Source organism: Jiangella mangrovi (genome assembly GCF_014204975.1).
Lineage (GTDB): Bacteria > Actinomycetota > Actinomycetes > Jiangellales > Jiangellaceae > Jiangella > Jiangella mangrovi.
Map to the genome: position 1 here is coordinate 883,336 of NZ_JACHMM010000001.1, position 25,413 is coordinate 908,748.

General features: G+C 72.9%; 29 protein-coding genes and 1 pseudogene. 13 read left to right on the forward strand and 17 right to left on the reverse strand.

All coding sequences use genetic code 11. The annotated features are described in order from the left end of the window. Window positions 1-166: 166 nt before the first annotated feature. Window positions 167-499 (forward strand): hypothetical protein, encoded by a 333-nt coding sequence (locus tag HD601_RS04025; protein ID WP_184819573.1) that lies wholly within the window; start codon window positions 167-169, stop codon window positions 497-499. A 56-nt stretch (window positions 500-555) separates the two neighbouring features. Here the strand turns inward: HD601_RS04025 and HD601_RS04030 are convergent, their stop codons facing one another. Beyond that, window positions 556-1,440, reverse strand: a complete 885-nt coding sequence (locus tag HD601_RS04030) for a MurR/RpiR family transcriptional regulator (protein WP_184819574.1) — start codon at window positions 1,438-1,440, stop codon at window positions 556-558. A 100-nt stretch (window positions 1,441-1,540) separates the two neighbouring features. Between HD601_RS04030 and HD601_RS04035 the strand changes: the two genes are divergently transcribed. From HD601_RS04035 to trxA, 9 genes are read left to right on the forward strand one after another with little or no spacing between them, the layout of a single operon-like run. Beyond that, window positions 1,541-3,109, forward strand: coding sequence for an ABC transporter substrate-binding protein (locus tag HD601_RS04035; protein WP_221440522.1), 1,569 nt, complete (start codon window positions 1,541-1,543; stop codon window positions 3,107-3,109). Between the two features lie 14 nt (window positions 3,110-3,123). Continuing rightward, window positions 3,124-4,095: an ABC transporter permease gene (locus HD601_RS04040; protein ID WP_184819576.1), complete on the forward strand. Its 972-nt coding sequence runs from the start codon at window positions 3,124-3,126 to the stop codon at window positions 4,093-4,095. After that, complete coding sequence (locus HD601_RS04045) at window positions 4,092-4,985, forward strand: ABC transporter permease (protein WP_184819578.1); 894 nt, start codon at window positions 4,092-4,094, stop codon at window positions 4,983-4,985. Before HD601_RS04040 ends, HD601_RS04045 begins: the two co-directional genes overlap by 4 nt. Beyond that, window positions 4,982-5,893, forward strand: a complete 912-nt coding sequence (gene murQ, locus HD601_RS04050; protein ID WP_184819581.1) for an N-acetylmuramic acid 6-phosphate etherase — start codon at window positions 4,982-4,984, stop codon at window positions 5,891-5,893. Before HD601_RS04045 ends, murQ begins: the two co-directional genes overlap by 4 nt. Beyond that, a complete protein-coding gene (locus tag HD601_RS04055; RefSeq protein WP_184819583.1) occupies window positions 5,890-7,065 on the forward strand; it encodes an anhydro-N-acetylmuramic acid kinase in 1,176 nt (391 codons plus the stop codon). The genes murQ and HD601_RS04055 overlap by 4 nt, the downstream gene beginning before the upstream one ends. Next, window positions 7,062-8,642 carry a GNAT family N-acetyltransferase gene (locus HD601_RS04060; protein WP_184819585.1) on the forward strand — a complete coding sequence of 527 codons (1,581 nt, stop codon included), beginning with the start codon at window positions 7,062-7,064 and terminating at the stop codon, window positions 8,640-8,642. The genes HD601_RS04055 and HD601_RS04060 overlap by 4 nt, the downstream gene beginning before the upstream one ends. Next, the gene (locus HD601_RS04065) at window positions 8,639-10,267 is read left to right on the forward strand and encodes an ABC transporter ATP-binding protein (RefSeq protein WP_184819587.1); all 1,629 of its coding nucleotides are present in this window, start codon (window positions 8,639-8,641) and stop codon (window positions 10,265-10,267) included. The genes HD601_RS04060 and HD601_RS04065 overlap by 4 nt, the downstream gene beginning before the upstream one ends. Window positions 10,268-10,313: 46 nt before the next feature. Beyond that, window positions 10,314-10,688 carry a MerR family transcriptional regulator gene (locus tag HD601_RS04070; protein WP_184819589.1) on the forward strand — a complete coding sequence of 125 codons (375 nt, stop codon included), beginning with the start codon at window positions 10,314-10,316 and terminating at the stop codon, window positions 10,686-10,688. Next, window positions 10,685-11,008, forward strand: a complete 324-nt coding sequence (gene trxA, locus HD601_RS04075; RefSeq protein ID WP_184819591.1) for a thioredoxin — start codon at window positions 10,685-10,687, stop codon at window positions 11,006-11,008. Before HD601_RS04070 ends, trxA begins: the two co-directional genes overlap by 4 nt. Window positions 11,009-11,279: 271 nt before the next feature. On the opposite strand, the pseudogene HD601_RS35400 reads toward trxA, so the two are convergent. Next, window positions 11,280-11,408: pseudogene (locus tag HD601_RS35400) on the reverse strand (VOC family protein); the annotation flags it as partial. Window positions 11,409-11,449: 41 nt separating this feature from the next. Further along, window positions 11,450-12,241, reverse strand: coding sequence for a class I SAM-dependent methyltransferase (locus tag HD601_RS04080; RefSeq protein ID WP_184819593.1), 792 nt, complete (start codon window positions 12,239-12,241; stop codon window positions 11,450-11,452). Between the two features lie 40 nt (window positions 12,242-12,281). On the opposite strand from HD601_RS04080, the gene HD601_RS04085 reads away from it, so the two are divergent. Further along, complete coding sequence (locus HD601_RS04085) at window positions 12,282-12,986, forward strand: GH25 family lysozyme (protein WP_184819595.1); 705 nt, start codon at window positions 12,282-12,284, stop codon at window positions 12,984-12,986. Here HD601_RS04085 and HD601_RS04090 read toward each other — a convergent pair. Further along, window positions 12,983-13,519 (reverse strand): pyridoxamine 5'-phosphate oxidase family protein, encoded by a 537-nt coding sequence (locus HD601_RS04090; protein WP_184819597.1) that lies wholly within the window; start codon window positions 13,517-13,519, stop codon window positions 12,983-12,985. The genes HD601_RS04085 and HD601_RS04090 overlap by 4 nt on opposite strands. Window positions 13,520-13,623: 104 nt before the next feature. Between HD601_RS04090 and HD601_RS04095 the strand changes: the two genes are divergently transcribed. Beyond that, window positions 13,624-14,031: a hypothetical protein gene (locus HD601_RS04095; RefSeq protein ID WP_184819599.1), complete on the forward strand. Its 408-nt coding sequence runs from the start codon at window positions 13,624-13,626 to the stop codon at window positions 14,029-14,031. On the opposite strand, the gene HD601_RS04100 is transcribed toward HD601_RS04095, so the two are convergent. The 9 genes from HD601_RS04100 to HD601_RS04140 all read right to left on the reverse strand — a co-directional run bounded on the left by HD601_RS04100 (window position 14,028) and on the right by HD601_RS04140 (window position 20,006). Beyond that, window positions 14,028-14,984: a hypothetical protein gene (locus tag HD601_RS04100; protein ID WP_184819601.1), complete on the reverse strand. Its 957-nt coding sequence runs from the start codon at window positions 14,982-14,984 to the stop codon at window positions 14,028-14,030. The genes HD601_RS04095 and HD601_RS04100 overlap by 4 nt on opposite strands. Before the next feature lie 2 nt (window positions 14,985-14,986). Then, window positions 14,987-15,436, reverse strand: coding sequence for a lasso peptide biosynthesis B2 protein (locus HD601_RS04105; RefSeq protein WP_184819603.1), 450 nt, complete (start codon window positions 15,434-15,436; stop codon window positions 14,987-14,989). Beyond that, window positions 15,433-16,614: an asparagine synthase-related protein gene (locus tag HD601_RS04110; protein ID WP_184819605.1), complete on the reverse strand. Its 1,182-nt coding sequence runs from the start codon at window positions 16,612-16,614 to the stop codon at window positions 15,433-15,435. Before HD601_RS04110 ends, HD601_RS04105 begins: the two co-directional genes overlap by 4 nt. A 75-nt stretch (window positions 16,615-16,689) precedes the next feature. Beyond that, window positions 16,690-16,830, reverse strand: a complete 141-nt coding sequence (locus HD601_RS04115; protein ID WP_184819607.1) for a lasso RiPP family leader peptide-containing protein — start codon at window positions 16,828-16,830, stop codon at window positions 16,690-16,692. A gap of 175 nt (window positions 16,831-17,005) precedes the next feature. Further along, the gene (locus HD601_RS04120; RefSeq protein WP_184819609.1) at window positions 17,006-17,140 is read right to left on the reverse strand and encodes a lasso RiPP family leader peptide-containing protein; all 135 of its coding nucleotides are present in this window, start codon (window positions 17,138-17,140) and stop codon (window positions 17,006-17,008) included. A gap of 80 nt (window positions 17,141-17,220) precedes the next feature. Beyond that, window positions 17,221-17,484 (reverse strand): PqqD family protein, encoded by a 264-nt coding sequence (locus HD601_RS04125; RefSeq protein WP_184819611.1) that lies wholly within the window; start codon window positions 17,482-17,484, stop codon window positions 17,221-17,223. A 76-nt stretch (window positions 17,485-17,560) separates the two neighbouring features. Then, window positions 17,561-18,475, reverse strand: a complete 915-nt coding sequence (locus HD601_RS04130) for a glycosyltransferase (RefSeq protein WP_184819612.1) — start codon at window positions 18,473-18,475, stop codon at window positions 17,561-17,563. Between the two features lie 11 nt (window positions 18,476-18,486). Next, window positions 18,487-19,140, reverse strand: coding sequence for a polysaccharide deacetylase family protein (locus tag HD601_RS04135; RefSeq protein ID WP_221440523.1), 654 nt, complete (start codon window positions 19,138-19,140; stop codon window positions 18,487-18,489). After that, window positions 19,137-20,006: a glycosyltransferase family 2 protein gene (locus HD601_RS04140; RefSeq protein WP_184819614.1), complete on the reverse strand. Its 870-nt coding sequence runs from the start codon at window positions 20,004-20,006 to the stop codon at window positions 19,137-19,139. Before HD601_RS04140 ends, HD601_RS04135 begins: the two co-directional genes overlap by 4 nt. Window positions 20,007-20,047: 41 nt before the next feature. Here HD601_RS04140 and HD601_RS04145 point away from each other — a divergent pair, with 41 nt between their 5' ends. Continuing rightward, complete coding sequence (locus HD601_RS04145; RefSeq protein ID WP_184819616.1) at window positions 20,048-20,914, forward strand: hypothetical protein; 867 nt, start codon at window positions 20,048-20,050, stop codon at window positions 20,912-20,914. A gap of 6 nt (window positions 20,915-20,920) precedes the next feature. On the opposite strand, the gene HD601_RS04150 is transcribed toward HD601_RS04145, so the two are convergent. From HD601_RS04150 to cysN, 4 genes are all read right to left on the reverse strand, one after another. After that, a complete protein-coding gene (locus tag HD601_RS04150) occupies window positions 20,921-21,178 on the reverse strand; it encodes an acyl carrier protein (RefSeq protein ID WP_184819618.1) in 258 nt (85 codons plus the stop codon). 21 nt (window positions 21,179-21,199) lie between these two features. Next, window positions 21,200-22,426: a pyridoxal-dependent decarboxylase, exosortase A system-associated gene (locus HD601_RS04155; protein WP_184819620.1), complete on the reverse strand. Its 1,227-nt coding sequence runs from the start codon at window positions 22,424-22,426 to the stop codon at window positions 21,200-21,202. Next, the gene (locus tag HD601_RS04160; protein WP_221440524.1) at window positions 22,423-23,994 is read right to left on the reverse strand and encodes an acyl-CoA ligase (AMP-forming), exosortase A system-associated; all 1,572 of its coding nucleotides are present in this window, start codon (window positions 23,992-23,994) and stop codon (window positions 22,423-22,425) included. The genes HD601_RS04155 and HD601_RS04160 overlap by 4 nt, the downstream gene beginning before the upstream one ends. A 168-nt stretch (window positions 23,995-24,162) precedes the next feature. After that, on the reverse strand, window positions 24,163-25,413 hold the full coding sequence (cysN, locus tag HD601_RS04165) for a sulfate adenylyltransferase subunit CysN (RefSeq protein WP_184819622.1): 1,251 nt from the start codon (window positions 25,411-25,413) through the stop codon (window positions 24,163-24,165).

Sequence of the window (25,413 nt, forward strand, 5' to 3'; positions counted from 1 at the left end):
GGACGGTGTCACTCTGGTGACATCTCCTAGAGAGTGCGGAGGGCGGACATGGTCGGCTGGGGTGGGCCGCAGCAGCCGTCGTCGCACACCACAGGCCGGCGTGGCGGCCGGTCGGACCAGCCAGGTCCCGGCCGCCACGCCTGATCAACGAACGGGGAAACAGAAAGTGAGCCAGCCCGCTCAACTCCCGCGCCGCTTCGCCCTGCACCGCCGCTACGACGTCACCGGCGTCTCCGGCACCGGCATCGTCGCGTACGGCACGCAGTACCCGACCGGCCGCACCACGCTCGCCTGGTGTTGCTCGGACGTGCAGTCGGTCGCCGTCTACGACGACATCGACCACGTCACGGCCATCCACGGCCACGGCGGCCTCACCGAGATCCGCTGGATCGACCCGCCGCTCTCCACGGAGCCGGCGACGACCAGCGCCCACCCCACGGGCGTCACGGTGCTCAGCGGCCGTGCGCGCTGCGCCACCGCCGCCCAACAGACCGCCTGACGGTTCCGACGGCGACCTCCCGCGGTCGCGGGAGGCATGAGCAGCGGTGGTGGCCCTCAGGCGTCGGCCGGCTCGCCGCGGACGGCGGCGTAGGTCTGGCCGAGTGCGGTGATCGAGCGGTCGTATGAGGCCTGTGCCACGGCGGTGAACAGGCAGTCCGCGACCATGAGCTGCGCGATCCGGCTGCCCAGCGCTCCCGGGCGGAACCGTGACTCCCGGGCCGCGGTGGTGAGGACGATGTCGGCGGCGTGGGCGACCGGGGCGTCGGCGTGGTTGGAGATCGCGATGGTCGTGGCGCCGGCGCGCGCGGCCAGGCTGAGGAAGCGGACGGTGCTGGCCGTCGTCCCCGTGTGCGAGACCCCGACCGCCACACAGGAACTGTCGAGCACGACGGCCGAGGTCCAGGCGGAGTGCGGGTCCGACCAGGTGAGCGCCGTCCGGCCGATGCGGACGAGCTTCTGCTGCAGGTCCAGTCCGACGAAGGCGCTCGCCCCGACCCCGAACAGGTCGACGCGGCGGGCGGCGGCGACGACGGCCACCGCCCGGGACAGCGCGTCGAGGTCGAGCGCCTCGGCGGTGTCGGAGATGGACAGCGCCTCCTTCCGCGCGACCTTCGCGACGATGTCGGACAGCAGGTCGTCGCGGTCGATGTCGCCGGAGGCAGCGGCGCCTCCGGCGTGGGCGAACGTTTCGCGGGTGACCTCGCGGGTGAGGTCGAGCCGCAGGTCCTGATGGCGGCTGTAGCCCAGCCGCCGGTAGAAGCGCACCACCGTCGTGGTCGAGGTCTCGCCCTCGGCCGCCAGCCGGTGCATCGACCAGCCGGCCACGCCCACCGGGTCGGCCAGGATCGCCCGGGCGACCCGCTGCTCCGACGGCGGCAGCGAGGGCAGGGCGGCCCGGATGTCGACCAGGACCATGCGGGCGGACGGCGTGCTCGGCATCGGTCTCCCCCTCGTCGCGTGAGTGCGTACCAATTTTACGCATCAGACGGCTCGGACGTATGGTCTATACCTGTCTGATCGGCGAATGAGGAGGACGGTCATGTCGAACGGTCTGCGCACGACGGCGATCGGCGCCGTCGTGGCGATGTCCCTGACGCTCGCCGCGTGTTCCGACGCGCCGCGCGACGAGACGGGCTCCGGCGGTGGAAGCGACGCCGGCACGGCCGACGCGCAAGCCGGCGGCGACCTCGTCATCGGCGCGACGTCGGACCCGGACACGCTGTTCCCGTGGCGCGCCACCCAGTTCCAGGCCGTCCAGCTGCTCGGCAACGTCTACGGCACGCTCACCGAGCTCGACGAGAACCTCGAGGTCGTCCCGGGCCTGGCGGAGTCGTGGGAGGTCTCGCCCGACGGCCTCACCGTCACCTTCCAGCTGCGCGAGGGCGTGACCTTCGCCGACGGCAGCGCGTTCGACTCCGCGGACGTCGTGTACTCGCTCGAGGCCATCCGCGACGAGGCGACCGCCGCCGTCGCCGCCAGCACGCTCGCGCGGGTCAGCGCCGTCGCCGCGCCCGACCCGAGCACCGTCGAGCTCACCCTCAGCACGCCGGACTCCGGCCTGTTCGCCAACCTCTCCACCGTCAACATGGCGATCCTGTCCTCCGACGACACCGAGGAGGCGCTGAACACCCAGCCCAACGGCACCGGGCCGTTCACGTTCCAGGCCCGGGTCCCGAACCAGTCGGTCACGCTGGCCCGCAACGACGCCTACTGGGGCGAGCCGGCGCTGCTCGACACCGTCGAGTTCCGCGTCATCCCGGACGAGTCGTCCATCGTCTCCGCGATGCAGTCCGGCAACGTGCAGATGGCCGTCTTCGACGACCCGCTGGTGGCCGACACCGCCACCGGCCCCGACCTCACCGTGGCCGAGACGCCGCAGCTCAGCTACCACGTCCTGCAGCTCAACGCGCGCCGTGGGCCGCTGGCCGACGTCAACGCCCGGCTGGCGATCCAGTGCGCCATCGACCGCCAGCAGGTCCTCGACACCGCCGCGCTGGGCGAGGGCGAGGTCACCGGCCCCATCACGTCGCCGGCCTATAAGTCCGACCCCGACGCCCGGCCCTGCCCCACCCGCGACCTCGACCAGGCCCGCGAGTACCTCGCCGACGCCGGGCTGGCCGACGGCTTCGCGCTGGACACCATCGTGTCGCAGGGCGAGTACGCCACGTCGGTGAACGAGGCGCAGAACCTGCAGGCCCAGCTCGCCGAGGTCGGCATCGAGCTGACGTTCACCCCGCTGGAGTCCGGCGCCTACGTCGACCGCTGGATCGCCGCCGACTTCGACGCCGCCGTCGCCCTCAACGGCGGCCGCCCGGAGCCCGACGGCATGTACGGCCGCTACTTCACCAGCGACGGCAACCTCAACCAGGTCGCCGGCTACAGCTCGCCGGAGCTGGACGACCTCTTCGCCCAGGGCCTGCAGGCCACCGACGAGGGCAAGCGCAAGGAGATCTACGACCAGGTCGCCCGCCACCTCGAGGACAATGCCGCCTGGGTCTGGCTGTTCACCAGCTACACCTACACCGTCACCACGAACACGCTGCAGGGATTCGTCCCGATGGCCAACGGCTCGCTGCAGTACCTCCGGACAGCCGGCTTCACCGGCTGACCGGGGCCGACGGCATGCTCGACACCCTCCTCCACAACGGCGTCGTCCGCCGCGTCGCCCAGTCCGTGTTCACGCTGTTCGGCGTGGCCGTCGTGGTGTTCGTCGTGCTCCGGGCCATCCCGGGCGACCAGATCACCGCCAACCTCGGCACCGAGGCGGCCGCGCTGACGCCGGACCAGCGGGCCGCGCTGGAGTCGTACTACGGGCTGGACCAGCCGCTGCTCACGCAGTTCTTCGGCTGGCTGGGCAACATCCTGACCGGGAACCTCGGCTTCTCGGCGCGGGCGCAGACCAGCGTCGCCGACCTGACGCTGCAGGCGCTGCCGGTGACGTTCGAGCTGGCGGTGCTGTCGATCCTGCTGGCACTGGTCATCGGGATCCCGCTGGGCATGCTGTCGGCATCGCGGCCGAACTCCGCACGCGACGCCACCGGTCAGGTCGTCGGGCTGGCCGGACTGTCGGTCCCGGCGTTCCTGCTGGCCACGACGCTGACCTCGGTGCTGGCGTCGCGGTTCGGCTTCAACCCCAACGGTGAGCCGTTCGCGCGGTTCTTCGACGACCCGCTGCTGAACCTGCAGCAGATGCTGCTGCCGTCGCTGGTCCTCGGGTTCGGCGTCGCCGCGCCGATCCTGCGGACCACCCGGACGGCGGTCCTCGAGGTCGCCTCCGACGACTTCGTCCGGACCGCCCGCGCCAAGGGCGTCCCAGCCCGGCGGCTGCAGATCCGGCACGTGCTGCGCAACGCGCTGGTGCCGATCGCCACCATGACCGGGCTGCAGTTCGGCTACCTGCTCGGTGGCGCCGTGGTGGTCGAGCAGATCTTCTCCATCCCCGGCATCGGCCGGCAGGTTCTGCTGGGCATCCAGCAGAACGAGTACGCGTTGGTGCAGAGCACCGTGCTGGTCATCGCGCTGGCCTTCGTGCTGGTCAACCTCCTCACCGACCTGCTGTACCGGATCATCGACCCCAGGGTGCGCGCCGCATGACCACCACCGACCAGATCCCCGACGTCGCACCGACCCGGGTCAGCGCCCGCGGGCTGCTGCGCGCCCTGACCCGCAGCCGGGTCACGCTCGCCGGCCTGGTGATCACGGGCGTGCTCGCCGTCGTCGCCGTGCTGGCGCTGCTCGGCGCGCTGCCGCACGACCCGCTCGCGCAGGACCCGCCCAACCGGCTGCTGGCGCCGTCGGCCGAGTACTGGTTCGGCACCGACCAGTTCGGCCGCGACGTCTTCTCGCGGGTGGCCGCGGGCGTGGGCAACTCCGCGCGGATCGCCGTCGTGGCGGTGGCCATCTCGGCCATCGTGGGGACCGCGGCCGGGCTGGTCGCCGGCTTCTACCGGGGCTTCTCCGACACCGCGATCGGCGGCGTGACGAACATCCTGTTCGCCTTCCCGCCGCTGCTGCTCGCGCTGGCGCTGGCCTCGGTCTTCCAGCGCACCTGGTTCACCGTGGCGGTGGCCATCGCCATCGTCTACACGCCGATCTTCGTCCGGGTCACCCGCGGGCCGGTGCTGTCACTGCGCGAGATCGACTACGTCCGCGCGGCCGTGAGCACGGGGCAGAGCCGGCCGGCGGTCATGCTCAAGCACGTCCTGCCGAACATCACGTCCATCATCATCGTGCAGGTCACGCTCTCGTTGTCGTGGGCCGTGCTCACCGAGGCGTCACTGAGCTTCCTCGGGCTGGGCACACCGCCGCCGGCGCCGTCGCTGGGCTCGATGATCTTCGAGGCACGCACACTCGTGACCGTGGCACCCTGGACCATGCTCGCGCCCGGCCTGGTGGTCGTGGCGCTGATCGCAGGACTGAACCTGCTCGGCGACGGGTTGCGCGACCGGTACGACCGGCGCGGCCGGGGCGCGGGCGCGCGATGACGGACGGAGACGGCCGCACGCCGCCGGACACCGAGGCGATCGACCCGCGCTACGCCGCTCTCGACGAGGCACCGGTGGCCGAGCTCGCGCGGCTCATGAACGAGGCCGACTCGACGGTGCCGGCGGCGGTCGCCCGCGAGCTGCCGCGGATCAGCGCCGCCATCGAGGCCATCGTCGAGCGCGTCGGCGCCGGCGGCCGGCTCGTCTACGTGGGCGCGGGCACGTCCGGCCGGCTCGGCGTGCTGGACGCCTCGGAGTCCCGCCCGACCTTCAACGTCGGCCCGGACGAGGTGATCGCCGTCATCGCGGGCGGGCCGGAGGCCATCGCCGGCGCCGTCGAGGGGGCCGAGGACGACGCCGACGCGGGTGCGCAGGCCATGACCGACGCCGGCATCGGTCATGCCGACGCCGTGGTCGGCCTCGCCACCAGCGGGCGGACGCCGTACGTGCTCGGCGCGGTCCAGCGGGCCCGCGAGCTCGGCGCGCTGACCGTCGGGGTGTCGTGCAACCACCAGACCGAGCTGAGCGCGGCCGTCGACCACCCCGTCGAGGTCGTCGTCGGACCCGAGGTCCTGAGCGGCTCGACCCGGCTGAAGGCAGGCACCGCCCAGAAGCTGGTGCTCAACATGATCTCCACCATCACGATGGTCCGGCTCGGGAAGACCTACCGCGGCCTCATGGTCGACCTCCGGGCCAGCAACGACAAGCTGCGCGGCCGGGCGACGCGGATCGTGTCCGCGCTGACCGGCGCCCGCCCCGACCAGGCGCGGGCGATGCTCGCGAGCTCCGGCTACGACGTCCGCACCGCCGTCCTTCGGCTGCGGCTCGGCCTCGACCACGAGACGGCCACCGAGCGGCTGCGGGCCGCGGACGGGCGGCTGCGCGACGCACTGGGAGAACACGCATGAGGGTCCTCGGTCTGATCTCCGGCACGTCGCACGACGGCATCGACGCCGCGACCGTCGACTTCACCGTCGACGACGACATCCTGCACGGCCGCGTCGTGCACCTGTCGTCGACGCCGTACGCGCCGCGGCTGCGGGCCCGGCTGCTGGCGGCGCTGCCGCCGGCACCGGTCGACCTGGCCGAGGTCGCCGTCCTCGACACCCTCATCGGCCAGGCGTTCGCCGACGCCGCCGCGGCGGCGCTCGACGCGGGCGGACCGGCCGACCTGATCACCTCGCACGGCCAGACGGTCTTCCATTGGGTCGAGGGCACCAAGGCGCTCGGCACGCTGCAGCTCGGCCAGCCGGCCTGGATCGCCGAGCGCACCGGCACGCCGGTGCTGTCCGACGTGCGCATCCGCGACATCACCGCCGGCGGGCACGGCGCGCCGCTGGTGTCGATCCTCGATGACCTGCTGCTGCGCGGTCTCGACGGCGTCCCCGCGGCGCTCAACCTCGGCGGCATCTCCAACGTGACGGTGCTGGGCCCCGCCGGGCTGCACGCGTACGACATCGGCCCCGCCAACGCGCTCGTCGACGCCGTGGTGACGGCGCACGGGCTGCACCCCGCGGGCTACGACGACGGCGGCCGGATCGCCGCGGCGGGCACCGTCGACCCCGCCCTCCTCGACGTGCTGCTGGCCGAGCCGTACTACCGGCTCCCAGCGCCCAAGAGCACCGGCAAGGAGCTGTTCCACCTGGGTTATATCGAGGACGCGGTCGCGCGCGCCGGCCTGACCCCGGAGCCGGCCGACCTCGTCGCCACGCTCACCGAGCTGACCGTGCGCACCGTCGCCGACGCGGTCCGGGCCGAGGGCGTCACCACTGTGGTGGTGTCCGGCGGCGGCGTGCGCAACCCGGTGCTCGTCGAGGGCCTGCGCCGGGCGCTGCCGGACACGCGGCTGATCCCGTCGGACGACCTGGGCGCGCCGGCCGGTGAGAAGGAGGCCATCGCGTTCGCCCTCATCGGCTGGTGCAGCGCACACGGCCTGCCCGGCACGGTGCCCGGCGGCACGGGTGCCACCGCGCCGCGGATCCTCGGCACGTTCACGCCCGGCGCCGGTCCGCTGCGGTTGCCCGACCCGCTGGCGACGATGCCGTCGGCAGTGACGCTGCGCGGTGCGGCGACGCCATGACGCCATCCGTGCGCGCCGCCACCGCCGCCGACCTGGACGACGTCGTCCGGGTCTTCCTGGCCTGCTGGCGCACCAGCTATGCCGAGACGCTGCCGGCGCGCCTGGTCGCGTCGATGACGGACGAGCGTGCCCGGGCGCTGTGGCGCCGCGCGGCCGAGTCCGCCCGGCCCGGCGAGCTGCTGGTCGCGGTCGACGACGGCGTGACCGTGGGTGTCACGCGCTCCGCGGCCACCGGCTCCGGCGAGGGCGCCGTCCACTCCTTGTACGTGCACCCCGACGCCCAGGGCCGCGGCGCCGGCGCCCGGTTGCTGGCCGAGGCGGTGCGCCGGCTGGGCGAGCGCGGCGTGAGGGTGGCCCGGCTCTGGGTGTTCCGCGACAACACGCCGTCGCGTCGGTTCTACGCGTCGCAGGGCTGGGCCGCCGACGGCGCGGAGCGGGTGCAGGACGAGTTCGGCGAGCCCGAGCTGCAGCTGACCCGGCCGGTCCCCGGCCCCGCCGCGCATCCCGCCGTCACCGGCGCCGTCGAACGGATCCTCGAACCCGGGCCGACGTGGACGCCACCGGGCGGCGCCGTCGTCATGGTGCGCACGTCCGCGGGCACCTACGCCCACGCCGCCGGCGACCGGCTGACCGGCGCCCCCATGACCGTCGCGACCGTGCACGACCTCGCCTCGGTGACGAAACTGGTCACGACCGCGATGTGCCTGCGGCTGGTGTCGTCCGGGCGACTCGGGCTCGACGACGACGTGCGCGCGCACCTGCCGTCGTTCGCCCACGCCGTCACCGTCCGGCAGCTGCTGCTGCACCGCGCCGGGCTGTGGGAGTGGTGGCCGTTCTACGTCCGTGCGGCCCACGCAGAGGCGGCGTACGCGGAGCTCGACACGCTGCCGTTGCGCTACCCGCCGGACACCGGGCGGCACTACTCCGACCTCGGCTTCATGCTGCTCGGGCGCATCGTCGCCGCGGTCACCGGCGGCGGGCTGCGCGCGGCCGTCCGCGACCTGGTCGCGGAGCCGCTGGGCCTGCCGACCCTCGGCTACGGTCCGCGCACCGACGACGAACTCGCGGCCGGTGCGGACGGCGACGCCGTCGAGCGCCGCATGCTCGCCACGTCGACGCCGTACCCCGTCCCGTTCGGGCTCGGCGACATGGACCGCTGGCGCGACGGACTCGTCGTCGGCACCGCCGCCGACGGCAACGCGTTCCACGCGCTCGACGGCGTGAGCGGCCACGCCGGGCTGTTCGCCTCGGCGCCGGACCTGCTGGCGTTCGCCGCCGCGGCCGCCGGGACCGACCCGGCGCTGCTCGCCGAGGGACCCGATGCCGGACAGGCGCTCGGCTGGCGCACGGACACGCTGCGGGCCGGGCCGGACACCGTCGAGCTGCGCTACCACCCCGGCTACACCGGGACCACCGTCGCCATGGTCCCGGGTCACGCCATCGCGTTCGTCGTCGCGACGAACCGGCTGGTGACGCCGGGCGAGCCTGCGACCAACGACCACCTCCGCCAGGTCACCGCCGCCGCGGTCGAGGACCTGCTGTACGCCCCCGTCACGACACCGACGAGGTACCCATGACGACCGACCCGCTGCTCTCGATCCGCGACCTCTCCGTCACGTTCGCCACGCCGGCCGGCCCGGTGCCCGCCGTCACCGGGGTCAGCCTCGACCTGGCCGCCGGCCGGACGCTCGCGGTGGTCGGCGAGTCCGGCTCGGGCAAGTCGACGACGGCCGCGGCCATCAACCGCCTGCTGCCGGGCAACGGCACGATCACCTCCGGCTCGATCCACTTCGACGGCCGCGACCTCACCACGGCGAGCGAGCGCGAGCTGGTCGCGATCCGCGGCGCCCGCATCGGGCTGATCCCGCAGGACCCGATGTCGAACCTCAACCCGATGCAACGGATCGGCACCCAGATCGCCGAGGCGCTCGAGGTGCACGGGCGCACCACCGGCCGAGCGACCGACCGGCGCGTCGTCGAGCTGCTCGACCTGGTCGGCATCCCCGAGCCGGAGCGGCGGGCCCGGCAGTTCCCGCACGAGTTCTCCGGCGGCATGCGCCAGCGCGCGCTCATCGCGATGGGGCTGGCCTGCGAGCCGTCCCTGCTGATCGCCGACGAGCCGACCTCGGCACTCGACGTCACGGTCCAGCGGCGGATCCTCGACCAGCTCGACACCCTGACCGACCGCATGGGCACCGCCGTCTTCCTCATCACCCACGACCTCGGCCTCGCCGCCGAGCGAGCGGACACCGTCGTGGTCATGTACCGCGGCGAGATCGTCGAGACCGGGCCGGCCCGCGACATCCTGGAGAACCCGCAGCACGACTACACGAAGGCGCTGATCGCCGCCGCGCCGAGCCTCAGCTCGCGCGAGCTGGTCCGCCCCGCGGAGGGTCGTCCGGCCGAGATCGGGCCGCTGGTCGAGGTGAGCGGGCTGTCCAAGGAGTTCGCCATCCGCTCCGGCCGGGGCCGCAAGCAGTCCTTCCTCGCCGTCGACGATGTCGGCTTCACCATCCCGCGGCGCCAGACGGTCTCGCTGGTCGGCGAGTCCGGCTCCGGCAAGTCGACGACGGCGAACCTGCTGCTCGGGCTCGAGGACGCGACCTCGGGGTCGGTCCGGTTCGACGGCGCCGAGCTGGTCGGCATGAGCCGGCGGGAGCTGTTCGCGTTCCGCCGCCGGGTCCAGCCGGTGTTCCAGAACCCGTACTCGTCGCTCGACCCCCGCTACACCGTGCTGCGCTCGATCACCGAGCCGCTGCAGGTGCACGACATCGGCGACGCGCGGTCGCGGCGGCAGCGCGCGCACGAGCTGCTCGACCAGGTCGCGCTGCCGCCTGAGACCGCCGAGCGGCTTCCGCACGAGCTCAGCGGCGGGCAGCGCCAGCGCGTGGCGATCGCGCGGGCGCTGGCGCTGGAGCCCGAGCTGGTCATCCTCGACGAGGCGGTCTCGGCGCTGGACGTGATCGTGCAGAACCAGATCCTCGAGCTGCTCGCGGGGCTCCAGCAGCGGCTGGGGCTGAGCTACCTGCTGATCAGCCACGATCTCGCCGTCGTCCGGATGCTCTCGCACCAGGTGCACGTCATGCAGCGCGGCCGCATCGTCGAGAGCGGCACGCCTGCCCAGATCTTCGACGACCCGCGCGAGGACTACACCCGCGAACTGCTCAGCGCCATCCCCGGCGAGCGCCGCGCCGCGTCCTGACGGCCGTTCTTGCCTTGACGCACACGTCAAGGATTACCGTCGAGACATGCGTATCGGCGACCTCGCCCAGCGGACCGGCACCACCACCCGGGCCCTGCGGTTCTACGAGTCACAGGGCCTACTCATGGCGCAGCGCGCCCCCAACGGCTACCGCGAGTACGACGATGACGACCTACGACTGGTCGCGGAGATCCAGGCGCTGCAGGGCATCGGGTTCAGCCTCGACGACACCCGCCCGTTCGTCGACTGCCTGCGCTCGGGGCACGACTCCGGCGACGCGTGCGCGGACTCCCTCGAGACCTACCGGCGCAAGCTGGCCGAGGTCGACGGGGTGCTCGCGCGGCTGACCGAGGTCCGCGCGAGCATCCAGGCCAAGCTCCACGACGCGCAGGCCCGGCACGAGGGTGAGGGCGGCCGATGACGGTCACGGTGACGGACGAGACCTTCGAGCGCGAGGTGCTGCGCAGCGAGCTGCCGGTGCTGGTCGACTTCTGGGCGCAGTGGTGCCCGCCCTGCCACATGATCGCGCCCATGCTCGACGAGCTGGCCCGCGAGCTCGACGGCATCGTCGCGATCCGCAAGGTCAACACCGACGAGCACCCCGACCTCGGCGCCCGCTACCGCGTCATGTCGCTGCCCACCCTCATGCTGTTCGTCGACGGAGAGCCGGTGCAGGCCCTCGTCGGGGCGCGTCCCAAGGCGCGGCTCCTGAAGGAGCTCGAGGACGCCCTGTCCCGCTAGGGAGTCTCTGACGGGACCTGGTCACCGCGGGCGTGCCGCTGCCCGCAGAGATCTCACCTTGACGTGGCTCGAGCGTGCACCGGGCCTTGGCACGGAGGTGAGTGCCTGACTGATCAGCGGCCCGTGTCCGGCCGCGATGATCATCCAGGATCGGTGGTGTCATGACCCCACCAATCCTGGACGATCATGGAGATCGGGGCGGCAGCGACACCAGGGCGCGGCACCCGCAGGGGTGACCCACGGCGGACCGCCGACGACCGCCAGACACGTTCTAGCTGACGTAGGGGTCCCACCAGCCCGGTGCCGGCTCGATCTGCTCGACGACGTCGACCCACATGCCCGCGGGATCGACCAGTCCGAATCGGCGCTGTCCCCACGGCTCGTCGGTCAGGGGCAGCGCGAACGACGGGGTAGGCCCCGGCCAGGTGCGTCGCGGCTCCCTCAGCGGCTGATCCGCCGGCCGCGGACCGCCCAGGCGCGGGCGGTGAGCGCGACCGAGCCGTCCGCCATCGCCGGGACCCGGGCCCGCAGCGCCGTGCGAATGGCCTCCTGCTGCGACGGCGGCAGCGCGGCCAGGTAGCCGGGGGCAGCGCCCTGGCCGCCGAGGAACGGGCGCCAGAAGTCGTCGAACGAGGCGAACACCGTCGGGATCTCGATACCGCGCACGTCGACCTCGACCAGCCCGGCCGCCAGCCAGAGGTGACTCAGCGGCTCCGGCCGGCAGAGCGGGAAGCGGGTGCCCTCGTCGAGGCGGGCGCCCGCTGGGTCGACGTCGGCCGCGGCGGCCCAGAAGTGCCGCATCATCTGCATGCCGTCGGCGTAGTCCCAGACGTAGGCGGCGACGACGGCGCCCGGCGCGGCCACGCGCGTGAACTCCGCCACGGCGGCGGGAGCGTCGGGCACGAAGTTCACCGCCAGCCCGCTGACGACGGCATCGACGGCCCGGTCGGCGACGGGGAGCGACGCCGCCGTGCCGGCCTCGAACGAGGCGCCCGGGACCTCGGCGCGCGCCGTCTCGAGGAAGCCCTCGGACGGGTCCACGCCCAGGACCGAGGCGGGGGCGGCGAGCTCCAGCACGGTCTGCGTCAGCGCGCCGGTGCCGCAGCCGACGTCGACCCATCGCATGCCCGCCGGCACGCCGAGCCACGGCACGAACGCGGCCGCGACGCGGCGGCTCCACCGTCCGACGTATGCCTCGTACGCGTCCCCCCGGGCCCACACATCCGGTGCCATGAGCTGACGATACGTCCGGATTGCCGGTTAAAGTGAGGCCATGCGCCGCAGGATCATCGTCACCGTGTCCGCGGTGGTCATCGGAGGGCTGGGGCTCGGCGCCGCCCTCTGGTTCGGCGCGGTGCCGCACTGGCGGCCGGCGCTCGAGGACGGCGAGCGCTACGGCATCGACGTCTCCGCGCACCAGGGCGAGATCGACTGGCAGGCGGTCGCGGACGACGGCATCCAGTTCGCCTACATCAAGGCCAGCGAGGGCCAGGGCTGGGTCGACGCGTGGTTCACCGAGAACTGGGAGGGCGCCGCGGCGGCCGGCCTCGACCGCGGCGCCTACCACTTCTTCACGCTCTGCGCGCCCGGCGAGGCGCAGGCCGAGAACTTCCTGGCGGCGGCCCCGCCCGACGACGACGCGCTGCCGCCGGTCATCGACCTCGAGCTGACCGGCAACTGCAGCGACCGGCCGCCCACCGACCACGTCTCCGCCGAGGTCGACGCATTCGTGCAGCTGGTCGAGGAGGCCTGGGGCCGGCACCTGCTGTTCTACGTCCGCCCCGACTGGGACGACGTCTACCCCGTGCGCGACGGCCTGGACCGGCGGCTCTGGGACTACCGCTTCTTCCGCCGGCCCACCGACGACCGCTGGCATGTCTGGCAGGTCAACACGTTCGCGCACGTCGACGGCATCGACGGCGACGTCGACCTCGACATCATGCGCGAAGGTGAGGACGGCGAGGTCGGCGAGGACTAGAACGTGAACCGCGTCGCGCCGAGCGGGTCCTCGGCGCCGAGGGCGAACACCGTCGACGGCGTCACGCGGTAGACCTCCCACGGCGGCGGGCCGGCGCTCGGCGCGCTGAAGGGGGCGGTCAGGGCGCCGTCCTCGATGGTCGCCTCCCAGCCGTCGTCGGCCGCGTACGCGTCGACCACCCGCCGCAGCGTCGCGTCGTCGGTCACCTTCTGCGCCGTCCCCTCCACGACGATGTCGAACGGGTCCAGCGCCACCGTGACGACGCAGTGCGGGTCGGCCGCCGGGTTGCGCGCCTTGCGCGTGCCGGGACCGGCGTTGAACCAGAACGCGCCGTCCAGCCAGAGCAGTCCGAGCGGCATGACGTGGGGCCGTCCGTCCGGGCGGACCGTCGCCAGCCAGCAGGTGTGCCGGTTCGGCCCGCCGGTGCCGGGCGCCTGCGGCACGCCCGCGTCCAGACGTTCCCGCACCTTCTCCCACGGGATCAGCGGTGCGCCGTAGCCGTCGAGATTGCGGTCGCTCACGGGTGTCGTCATCGTCCTCGCCTCCCTGTCACATGCTGACACGCCTGGTTTGCCCCGATGTGGGGGCGGGAAGAGATGTGTACTGACACGCAGCCTGCCTCCCGGAGGGACCCGGCATGATCGTGCTCGGACTGATCCTCATCGCCGCCGCGGCAGCGGTGGTCGTCGTCGCCGTCATCGCCGGCGGTGACGCCACCGTCGCGCTCGACGCGTTCGGCTACGACCTCGACTCCCCCGTCTGGGGCGTCTTCGCGGCGGGCATCGGCACCGGCCTGCTCCTGCTGCTCGGCATCATGGCGATCGTGGCCGGCGCGAACCGGGCGCGGGCCCGTCGCGAAGAGGTCGAGTACCTGCGCGAGCAGGTCGCCCGGCACGAACGGCAGGCGGCCCGCGACGGCGACGATCCCGAAGTCGGCGAGTGGCTCGGCCAGGCGCACAGCCGCAACCGCGCCGACACCACGACCGCCGAGCCGGTGCGGCCCGGCGCCACCTCGGGCGCCGCCCCGCTGTACCGGCAGGGTTAGCCGACGCGCGCGCCCAGGCCGACGGCGTCGGCGATGGCTGGCGCGATGGCGGCCGAGAACGGCGGACCCCACGGCACGTGCGCGATGAACACCGGCACGCGTTCGACGATCTCGCCCGCCTGCTGGAACTGCCGGTCCAGGATCTCGGGGTCGGACCAGCCGAGCAGCCGCGGGAAGCGCAGCAGCGTGATCAGCGCGTCCATGGGTCCCATGCGGGTCAGCTCGATGGTCTCGCGCTCGCGGTCCGGCAGCGGGAAGACGATGCCGGCCAGCGGCAGGGCGTCGGTGTGCGACGCCGCCACGCTCAGCGCGTCGCGGGCGTCGCTGGTGAGCCGGCTGGCCGGTGCGACGGCGAACTGCTCGACCAGCTCGGCCGCGGACTTGCGCAGCCGCAGCTCCGTCGCTCCGAGCCGGCACAGCAGCCGGCCGTCGCCGTCGTCGTCGAGCCGGAGGACGTCGTCGGTGATCAGCGTGCCGCCGGCCGCGCACATCAGCGTGGCCATGGTCGACTTCCCCATGCCCGAGCGCCCGACGAAGGCGACCGCGCCGGAGCCGACCTGGACGGCGCTCGCGTGCAGCACGATGTCGCCGCGGACGGTGACGAGGAACGACAGCAGGGCACCGGCCGTCAGGATGCCGGCGATGCCGGGGTCAGCGCCCTCGACCACGTGGACCCGGGCCGACCGGCCACCGGGCGCCACCACGAAGTCGCAGGTCCGGTAGAACCGCAGCGCCCAGCCGCCGTCGTCGGTGCGCGTGAACGTGTAGTACGGCTGGTCGGTCTCGAGGTGCGCCAGCACCTGCCCGGCCGGCGGCTCCAGCGTCAGCGGGACCGGGTCGCCCCAGCGGATGTCGACGTCCGGCTCGCCCTCGGCGGTGTCGGCCCGCTCCTGGTGCAGCGGGACCTCGGAGGCCACCCGCAGCCCGTACAACAACTGCAGTTCCGTGCTCATCGCTACCCGCCCATCGCCTCGAACGTCCGGTACGTCGCCGCACCCACGGGGTCGAGGCTGACCCCGTCGATCTCGAGCCAGGCGTGCGCCTGGATGCGGCCGTCGATCTTCGCCACGCCCACGCGCAGCGCCGGTTTGCGACGGCGCAGCACATGCCCGCCGACGAGCGCCCGGCGCAGGCAGGTGTCGCCGAAGGGCGAGTGCCGCACGACCCGCTCACTCACGTACAGCGCCCGCACCTCGCGCGCGCCGAGGATCGCCGGCAACGACGGCGCCGCCGGCGGGACGGGGTCGTCGTCGAAGCGCAGCGGCACACCGACCAGCGACGCCAGCCGTGGCAGGGTGGCCAGCCGGAGCCCGGCCTCGACTACCACCGTCACCAGGACCGCCCGGGCCGCGACCGGCCAGTCGCGGACCGAGCGCACCGCCCGCCACCAGCCCGCCCCGCTCATCGGACGCCTCCGGCCGGGACGGCCCGCGCCGACAGCCAGGCCTGCTGCAGCAGGGTGCCCGACAGCGTCGAGGGCCGGTCCGAGAGCCAGGACGCCCGCAGCGCCTCGGGGTCGACGAGCGCGGTGTCGACGCCGGAGCCGTCCCAGGTGCGCGCGAACTCGCGGGTCGGCTCGCCCATGTAGGCGCGGTCGAAGCTGGCCTTGCTGGCGCGGCTCAGGATCGCCTCGGGCAGCAGGTGGCCGAAGAGGATGCGCATGAGGTCGGTGCGCCCGGCGAAGCCCCACCGCCCGCCGAAGCGTGCCAGCGCGGCGAGGAAGGCGTCGTCGAGCAGCGGGTGCGCCACCCGCACGTCGAACTCGGCGCCGAGCGCATCGTAGTTGGTCAGCACCGCGTCGACCGCGCGCCGGTGCCGGATCCACCAGATGGACCGGTCCCAGGGCAGCGGCTCGGCCGCTTCGTCGACGGCCAGCAGCCGGCGGTGCTCGCGCGCGACGGCCGGACGGAGCCACGGCTGCTGGTCGTCGGCGACCATCTGGCGGCGCACGGCCGCGCGCCGGACCGGCGCGGGGCGCAGCGACGAGGCCACCGCGGCCAGCAGGATCGGACGCGGGCGCCGGCGCAGCCGCACCAGCAGGTTGACCGGCGTCATGCGGCGCGGGCCGATGACCTCGTCGCCACCCTCGCCGGTGAGCATGGAGCCGCCACTGACGGCGGCGAACAGCGGGTCCTTGACCTGGAACGCCGGCGGCCACACGACGCCGCGCCGGAGCAGGCCGGCGCGCGCGCCGGGGCCGAGCAGGTCGCTCTCGCCCGCCACGGGGAGCCGGACCCACTCGGTGATGTCCAGGTGCTCGATGACCAGGCGCTGCCAGTCGGACTCGTCGGCGTCGGCGACACCGGGATAGACCTCGGTGATCGGCACCGGGTCCGGCAGGCCCTCGCGCCGCGCGAGCGCCGTGGCGGCCGCCAGGACGGCCGAGGAGTCGCGCCCGCCGGAGAACGACACGAAGCAGGGCGCGCGCAGCAGCGCGGGCCGGATGGCGTCCTCGAGCGCGGCGACCGGCGTCGCCGGCACAGCAGGAATGGCCGGCACCGCGCGCACCCCGTGCACCCACGACGTGGCGAGTTCGAACGCGGACAGCCGGTAGTACTCGGATCTGGGCTGCGGATGATCCACGACGGACTCAGCTGCGTCACCGTGGCGCGGCGGGACCCTCCTCACGGTGGGTCCCGCCGCGCCGAGCGGTTGACGTCAGGAGATCCCCCCGCCGCCGCCACCGCCGGGCTTGCTCGTGAACCAGAAGAACTGGTCCGACGAGCCCCAGCCGTTCAGCGCCAGCGTCAGGTCGCGGACGGAACCGACCTCTTCCAAAACAGGCGGCTCGTATGCCATGCCCCTGCCCCCCTTACTTCGTGCCCTCAGACGAGGACGGATCAAGGGAGCATCCACCAATGCCCCCCACTGGTAACGAACCGGAGCCTACCGTCCCTTGCGGGGATTCAGACAGGTTTCTGATGAATTCTGCTGAGATCGGACCGAACGGCGGAGTATCCGGCATGCCGGAGCGTCAGGAAAGGACGCCACCGGGGTCGTTGTTGTAGCGGAACCACTGCACCTGGTCCGAGCGGCCACGACCGCTGTCGGCCAGGGTGAGATCGCGGACCGAGCCGATCTCTTCGAGCGTCGGCGCTTCGTACGCCATGGGAAACCCCCAGTTCATTCATTTCTGCGGATGGGTGGTGCTGTTCCGGCGGTCGCCCGAGAGCGATGCCGGGACGGACTCTAGGAATCTGCGGTGTCGAGGAGGTTCCGCTCGCGAAGCATCGCGATGAACGTCTCGGTGTCGGCCTTGGCCTGGTCGGCAGGGATGCCGTAGGCCTCGACGAGGCCGTCGGCGAGCTCGTCCGAGGTGCGTTCGTCGGCCAGCAGCCGCATGATCGTGGAACCCGCGGCATTGGTCTTCAGATACGTCGACGAGGACAGGTCGAGAATGACCGTCTCTCCGTCGATCTCACGCCAGCTGACGCCTTCGGTGCGCAGTTTCATCGGCCCCCCCAAGAATCCTGCTAGGGCGAACTTTAGCGTAAGCATGCAGAACTCGCAGAGCTGATCATGACGGTACTCATCGGGGCAGAAGGGCGTCACTCGCACCCAGCATCGGCGGCCGGGTCGACGGGCGCACCAGTGCGCGCAGGGTCGTCCACGAGTTCCGGTGGCCGAGAATGCCGCGGCGGAGCTCGACCAGGAGCGTCAGCGCGAAATAGCCCCACGCCCGGCGGTCGCCGGCGCGGCGCCGGTAGAGCCGGATCCGGTTGATCATCTGCATCGTGTGGGTGGTCGCGTTCTCGCCCGACCCGCCGCCCACGTGCATGCCGCCGGCCTCGGGCGTGTAGACCGTGGCCCAGCCGAGGTCGCGGGCGCGCAGGCAGAAGTCGGTCTCCTCGGAGTAGAGGAAGTACGACTCGTCCAGGCCGCCCAGCGCATCGAAGCACTCGCGGTCGACCAGCAGGATCGAGCCGATCGCCCAGTCGACCTCGTGCTCGGACTCGTACGCGCGCGGGTCCTCGATGCGCTCGGCGAACATCGCGAGCCCAGTGAAGCTGAGCCCGCCGACCCGGCCGAGCGTCGGTGTGCGCCTCAGGGTCGGCGACAGGCTGCCGTCGGCCTCGCGCGTCCGGGGTGCCACGATCCCGACCCCCGGCTTGCGCACGACGTCGAACATGCGTGGTCCCGCCTCGGGGTCGAGGGTCGCGTCGGGATTGAGGACCAGCACCGTCGAGGCGGGCGGGGACGAGCGCACCGCCCGGTTGATGCCCGCCGCGTAGCCGTCGTTGACCGAGCGGACCACGGTGCAGTCGGTGCGGGCGTCGAGAAGTGCGACGGTGCCGTCCGCCGAGCCGTTGTCGACCACCACGACGGAGTAGCTGAGCTCACCCATCGCCGCGGGCAGGCTGTCGAGCAGGTCGGCGACGTGGCGCTCGCTGTTGTACGTCACGACGGCCACGGCGACGTCGAGTTCCTCGGACCCAGCACCCATGTACGCCTCCATCAGCGCAGCCTCTTGATCACGCTCACCGCGGCGTTGCGGGCGTCGCGAGGGCCGGGCCGGTGGGTGATGAACGCCCGGACCGACTCGACGGTGTCCGTCGCGGTGACGCTGTAGCGCGCCTGCAGCCACCACTGGGAGCGGGCCGGGAAGCGGTCGCTGGTGTAGACCGCGTCGTAGCCGGCGCCGCGCAGCCGCCCGAGCAGCCGCCGGTCGTAACGGCCGAGCGGCAGCGCCACTTCCGCGACCGGCCCGCCGCTGGCCTCGGCGATCGCGGCGCGCGCCTCGACCAGCTCGCGGCGGGCGTCGGCGGGCGAGAGCCCTCGCCACGGCACGTGGTCCCAGCCGTGGCTGCCGATCTCCATGCCGGCCGCGCGCAGGTCCTGCAGGTCGGCCGCGCTCAGGCTGACCGGGTCGTCCAGCCGCCCGGCGAGGGCGAAGAAGGTGGCCCGCAGGCCCCGTTCCTTCAGGGCCGGCAGGGCGACCGTGGTGTCGGAGGCGTTGCCGTCGTCGAAGCTGAGCCGCACGTGCGGGTGCTTCGCGGCCTCGTCGAGGATCCGCTGGAACATCGGCTCGGCGACCCAGTAGCGGGCCTCGCCGGGCTCGCGCTCCCGCTCGCAGGTCCCGATGCCGTGGAAGCACAGGTTGACGGTCACGTGGGTGTCCCTTCCGCGGGCGAGGCCGTGCGCGTGCTGTCGTCGCGGCCCCAGGCGTCGCCGTCCTTGGCCGGACGGCGGGCGAGCAGGGCGGCCGCGACGGTGATGACGAGGTACGGGACGGCGGCCGGCGCACGGCGGGGCTCGCGCAGGACCACCTCGCGCAGCCAGGCCCACCGGTCGGCCGGGCGCACGGGCAGGTCCAGCTCGCCTCTGGCCGCGGCGGCCCGCAGCTGGGCGTTGCCGCGCCGGACGCGGACCAGGCGGCGCAGCAGGTCGCGGGTCGTGCGCGGCGCCTCGACCACCACCTCGACCTCGCTCATCTCGGCCTTCTCCGCGGCGGAGAATCGCGAGTCGAGGAAGAGGTCGTCGGCGATGAGCGCAGGGAAGGTCTCGAACCGCGCGCGTCCCTCTTCGGACAGCGCGATCATTCCCCGGCCGAACAGTCCGGTCCGGAACGCCGGGTGCCGGTCGTTGATGGAGAAGTACGCCTTCACCGGCCACGGCCGGCCGGTCGTGTTGACCCGCCGCCGCGGCACCACGGCCAGCGGCCGCGGCAGCACGCCGAAGCGGGCCACCAGCGTCGCGATGCCGTCGGGCGGCACGACGATGTCGGCGTCGAGGTAGACGCGCGGGAAGCCGGTCGCGACCTGGTCGCCGGCGTCGAGGGCGGCGGGCTTGCCGGCCTCCGCTCGGTCGACCACTGTGACGCCCGGGCGCGCGGCGAGCGCCGCGGTGTCGTCGGTGCAGCCGTTGGCGCTCACGACCACGTCGATCGGCTCGGAGAACCGCTGCGCGGCCAGCGCGTCCAGGCACCTCCCGATGACGTTGGCCTCGTTGTGGGCCGCGATCACGACGCTGGGCATCGCCGCACCTCCCCCCTCATCAGCTGCGCTATGGTGACCGAATGGGAGCGCCCGCCGTGGTCGTGCGGCCGATTTCCGACGCCGACACCGGCGCTGCGAGCCGGTTCCTGCACCAGCACCTCAACCAGCGGGTCTCCGCCGCCGCGTGGGGCCGGCTGCTCGCCCCGCCGTGGAAGGCCGACGCGCCCAACCGCGGTTTCCAGCTGCTGTCCGACGACGGCGCCGTCGTCGGTGTGTACGCGGCCGTCTACTCCGACCGCGACATCGCCGGCGAACGGGTGCCGTTCTGCAACCTGGCCGCGTTCTGCGTGCTCGAGGAGTACCGCGCGCACTCGCTGCGGCTGGTGCGCGCGCTGCTCGGGCAGAAGGGCTACGTCTTCACCGACCTGTCGCCCAGCGGGAACGTCATCGCCCTGAACGAGCGTCTCGGCTTCCAGCGCCTCGACACCGCGACCAGGCTCGTCGCCAACCTGCCGCGCCCGCAGCGGGGCACTCGCGTGACGACGGCGCCGGCCGCCCTCGACCACGTGCTCACCGGCCGCGACGCCGAGATCCACCGCGACCACCGGCAGGCCCCGGCCGCGCAGCACGTGCTGGTCGAGCGCGGCGGCGAGCACGGCTACCTCGTGTACCGCCGCGACCGGCGCAAGCGACTGCCGTTCTTCGCCACCCCGCTGTACGCCGGCGGCGACCCCGGCGTCCTGCAGGCGGCCTGGCCGGCGGTGAGCGCCCACCTGCTGCGGCAGGGGCTCCCGCTGACGCTCGCGGAGCGGCGCGTCCTCGGGTTCACGCCCGGCGGTCCGGGCGTCGAGCTGGCCGGTCCTCGCCCCCGGATGTTCCGGGCGAAGGACGTCGGCGCCGAGTCGATCGATCATCTCTACAGCGAGCTGACGCTGGTCCGCTGGTAGCCGGTCTCAGACCGCGGCCAGCTTGGACTCGACGAACTCCGTCAGGCTGCCGAGCGTCTCGAACAGCTCGGCGTCGAACTCGTCGTCGTCGATGGTGATGTCGAAGCGCTCCTCGATGGCCGACACCAGCGAGAGCACGCCCAGCGAGTCCAGCTCCGGCAGCGAGCCGAACAGCGCGGTGTCCTCCTGGAGGTCGTCGGGTGCCTGCGAGAGGTCCAGCGACTCGATCAGCACCGTGCGAACGGTGTCCAGGGTGTCGGTCATGTGCGCTCCTTGCTCCATGGATCAGACGAGGACTTCGACCGGGGCCGGGTGCCCGAGGAAGGCCGTGGGGCTGGCGGTCAGGCCGTAGGCGCCGGCCTGGAAGATCACGACGAGGTCGCCGATCTCGGCGGCGGGCAGCTCGACGTCGTCGCCGAGCAGGTCCAGCGGCGTGCACAGGCAGCCGACCACGGTGGCGGTCTCGGCGCCCGGCTTCTCGACGTGGTTGCCGACGACGAGCGGGTAGTTGCGGCGGATGACCTGCCCGAAGTTGCCCGACGCCGCGAGCTGGTGGTGCATGCCGCCGTCGACCACGAGGTAGGTCTTGCCGCGCGACACCTTGCGGTCGAGGACGCGGGTGACGTAGACGCCGCACTCGCCGACGATGTAGCGGCCCAGCTCGATGACGGGGACCGCCTCGGGCAGCCGGTCGGCCAGGGCGCCGTCGACGAGCTCACCCAGCCCGGCCGCCACGAGGCCGAGGTCGAGCGGCTGGTCCTTCCCGACGTAAGGGATGCCGAAGCCGCCGCCGAGGTTGAGGTAGCGCACCGGCGCCGGCAGGTGCTCGGCCAGCGAGGCGACGAGGTCGACGGTTCGCCGCTGCGCCTCGGCGATGATCTCGGCGTTGAGGTTCTGCGACCCGGCGAAGACGTGGAAGCCGAGCCAGTTCACCCCGGCCGCGGCGAACTCGCGCAGCACGCCGGGCACCTGCTCGGCGTCGATGCCGAACTGCTGCGGGCCGCCGCCCATGCGCATGCCGGAGCCCTTGACCGCGAAGTCGGGGTTGACGCGCACCGCGACGTTCGGCGTCAGCCCGAGGTCGTCGCCGGCCGCGACGACGCGCGCCAGCTCCGTCGCCGACTCGACCTCGACGATGATGCCGGCGGCGACCGCCTGGCGGATCTCGGCCGGCGACTTGCCCGGCCCGGCGAAGCTGACCCGGCCGGCGGCCATGACGGTGTCGAGGGCGGCGTGCATCTCCAGCGCCGAGGCGACGTCGATGCGGTCGACCCGGTGCGCCAGGTGCTGGACGACGGCCGGCATCGGGTTGGCCTTCATGGCGTAGCTGAGCTGCACCGACGCCGGCAGCGCGGAACGCAGCCGGTCGATGCGGGCGTCCAGTAGCCCGCGGTCGTAGGCGAAGAACGGCGTCGAGCCGACCCGCTCGGCCAGCCGGCTCAGCGGCATCCCGCCGACGCGGAGCTCGCCCTCGGCAGTGCCGAAGGCGGCGACGTGCTCGTGCGGCTTCACCGGACCAGCTCCCCCTTGATGAGGCCGCGGTCGAACTTGCCGTTGGGCGAGCGCGGCAGCTCGGCGCGGACCTCGACCCCGGCCGGGACCATGTACAGCGGCAGCGTCTGGCGCAGCGCGGCCAGCAGCGCCGCGACGTCCAGCTCACCCTGCGGCGGCGTGGCCACGAGCACGATCCGCTGGCCCAGCGCGGGGTCCTCGACGCCGACGGCGACGGCGTCGCGCACCAGCCCGGTGCCGTACGCGGCCTCCTCGACCTCCGTCGGGCTCACCCGGTAGCCGGAGGTCTTGATCATGTCGTCCTTGCGGCCCACGAAGTAGAGGAAGCCCTCGTCGTCGGCCACGACGGTGTCGCCGGACCACACCGCGAGCTCGGGCGTGCGCCAGTCCTGGCCCGGGCGGCGCAGCGGCTTGTACCGCTCGGCCGTGCGGACCGGGTCGTTCCAGTAGCCCAGCGCCACCAGGGCGCCCCGGTGCACGAGCTCGCCCTCCTCGCCCGGCGCGCACGGCGTGCCGTCGGGGCGCACCACGAGGATCTCCGCGTTCGGGATCGCCTTGCCGATGGAGTCGGGCCGGCGGTCGACCTCGGCGGGGTCGAGGTAGGTCGAGCGGAACGCCTCGGTCAGCCCGTACATCAGGAACGGGCGCGCCTCGGTGAAGATGCCGCGCAACCGGTCCAGCGTCACCCGCGGCATGCGCCCGCCGGTGTTCGCCCAGTAGCGCAGCTTGCGCGCCACCTCCTCGGGCCACGGCACCTCGGCCAGCTGCAGCCACAGCGGCGGGACGCAGGTCAGCCCAGTCACGCCGTACCGCTCGCACAGCTTCGGCACCTCGCGCGGCAGCAGGTAGTTCATCAGCACGCAGTGCGCGCCGACCGAGAAGGCCGTCGTCACCTGGCTCAGGCCGGCGTCGAAGCTGAGCGGCAGGACGCTGAGGATGACGTCGTGGGCGCTGTTCTCGAGATAGCTGCTGACGCTCTCGGCGCCCACGATGAGGTTGCGGTGGCTCAGCACGACGCCCTTGGGCTTGCCGGTGCTGCCCGACGTGTAAAGGATCGCCGCCGGGTCGACGTCGATGGCCGGCGACGGCTCCAGCTCAGCATCGGCCTCCTGGCCGGCGTCCCAGCCGTGCACGCGGTACCCGTGCGCGGCGTCGGCGGGCAGTCCCGTGCCGACGACGACCACGTCGGTGACCGCCGTCCCCGCCAGGACGGCGTTCAGCTGCCCGAGCCGGTCGGCCGACGTGACCAGCACCGTCGCACCGCTGTCGGCGAGGATGTGCCCGACCTGCGTGGCCTTGAGCACGTGGTTCACCGGGACGAACACCCCGCCCGCCGCCGACGCCGCGACGAACGCCGCCACGGTCTCGATGCGCTTCTCGAGGTAGATCGCCACGCGATCGCCGCGCCGCAGCCCGAGCCCGGCCAGCTGCGCCGCCGCGGCCTGCGCCGTGCGCCAGACCTCGGCGTAGCTCGCCGTCCGGTTGCGGTAGGTGAGCGCCGGGGCGTCCGGCCGGGCGGCAGCCGCCTGACCGAGCAGATCGTGGAAGCCGGTCCTGATCGCGGTCACGACGCGATCGCCGTTCGAGCAGCACAACGGCGCATCGGCACTTCTCGGCCCCCCCGAGCGAATCACCCCACGCGTCTCGGTGCCACCACGAGACGCGAATCGGGTCGAGCATAGCCGCCGAGGGGCGTTATCGCATCCCGGCCGGTGATCTTGCCGTCCACGCTCCGCTCAGCTCGCCGCCGTGATCATGCCTGCGCCCACCGTGCGGTTGGTGGACTCGTCGACGAGGATGAACCCGCCGGTCTGCCGGTTGCGGCGGTACTCGTCGGCCAGCAGCGGCACCGTAGTGCGCAGCCGCACCCTGCCGATGTCGTTGAGGCCGAGCTGCGTCGCGGTGTCGTCGCGATGCAGGGAGTTGACGTCGAGGCGGTACTGCAGCTCCTTGACCACCGCCCGCGCCGACCGTGTCGTGTGCTTGACGGCGAGCTTCTGGCCGGGCACCAGCGGCGTCTCGGCCATCCAGCAGACCATGGCGTCGATGTCCTGCGCGACGGCCGGCTGGTTGTGCGGCCGGCAGATCATGTCCCCGCGCGAGACGTCGATCTCGTCCTCGAGCCGGACCGTGACCGACATCGGCGCGAACGCCTCGGCCACCGGGCCGTCGGCGGTGTCGATGCCGGCGATGCGGGTGGTGAAGCCGCTGGGCAGCACCATGACCTCGTCGCCGGGCTTCATCACGCCGCCGGCCACCTGGCCCGCGTAGGCGCGGTAGTCGCTGTTCTGCAGCGACTGCGGCCGGATGACGTACTGCACCGGGAACCGGACGTCGACGAGGTTGCGGTCGCTGGCGATGTGCACGTGCTCGAGGTGGTGCAGCAGCGACGGGCCCTCGTACCACGGCATGTTCGGCGAGCGGCTGACGATGTTGTCGCCGTGCAGCGCCGAGATCGGGACGACGGTGAGGTCGGGCACCTCGAGCTTGGTGGCGAACGACGAGAACTCGCGCTCGATGGACTCGAAGACCTCCTGCGACCAGCCGACGAGGTCCATCTTGTTCACGGCCAGCACCAGGTGCGGCACCCGCAGCAGCGACACGAGGAACGCGTGCCGGCGGCTCTGCTCGACCATGCCCTTGCGAGCGTCGACCAGCACGATCGCGAGGTCGGCGGTGGACGCCCCCGTGACCATGTTGCGGGTGTACTGGATGTGCCCCGGGGTGTCGGCGATGATGAACTTGCGCCGCGGCGTCGCGAAGTAGCGGTACGCCACGTCGATGGTGATGCCCTGCTCGCGCTCGGCGCGCAGGCCGTCGGTCAGCAGCGACAGGTCGGTGTACTCGTCACCGCGCTGCTGGCTGGTGCGCTCGACGCTCTCGAGCTGGTCGGTGAAGATCGCCTTCGAGTCGAAGAGCAGCCGCCCGATGAGCGTGCTCTTGCCGTCGTCGACGGAGCCGGCGGTGGCGAACCTGAGCAGATCCAT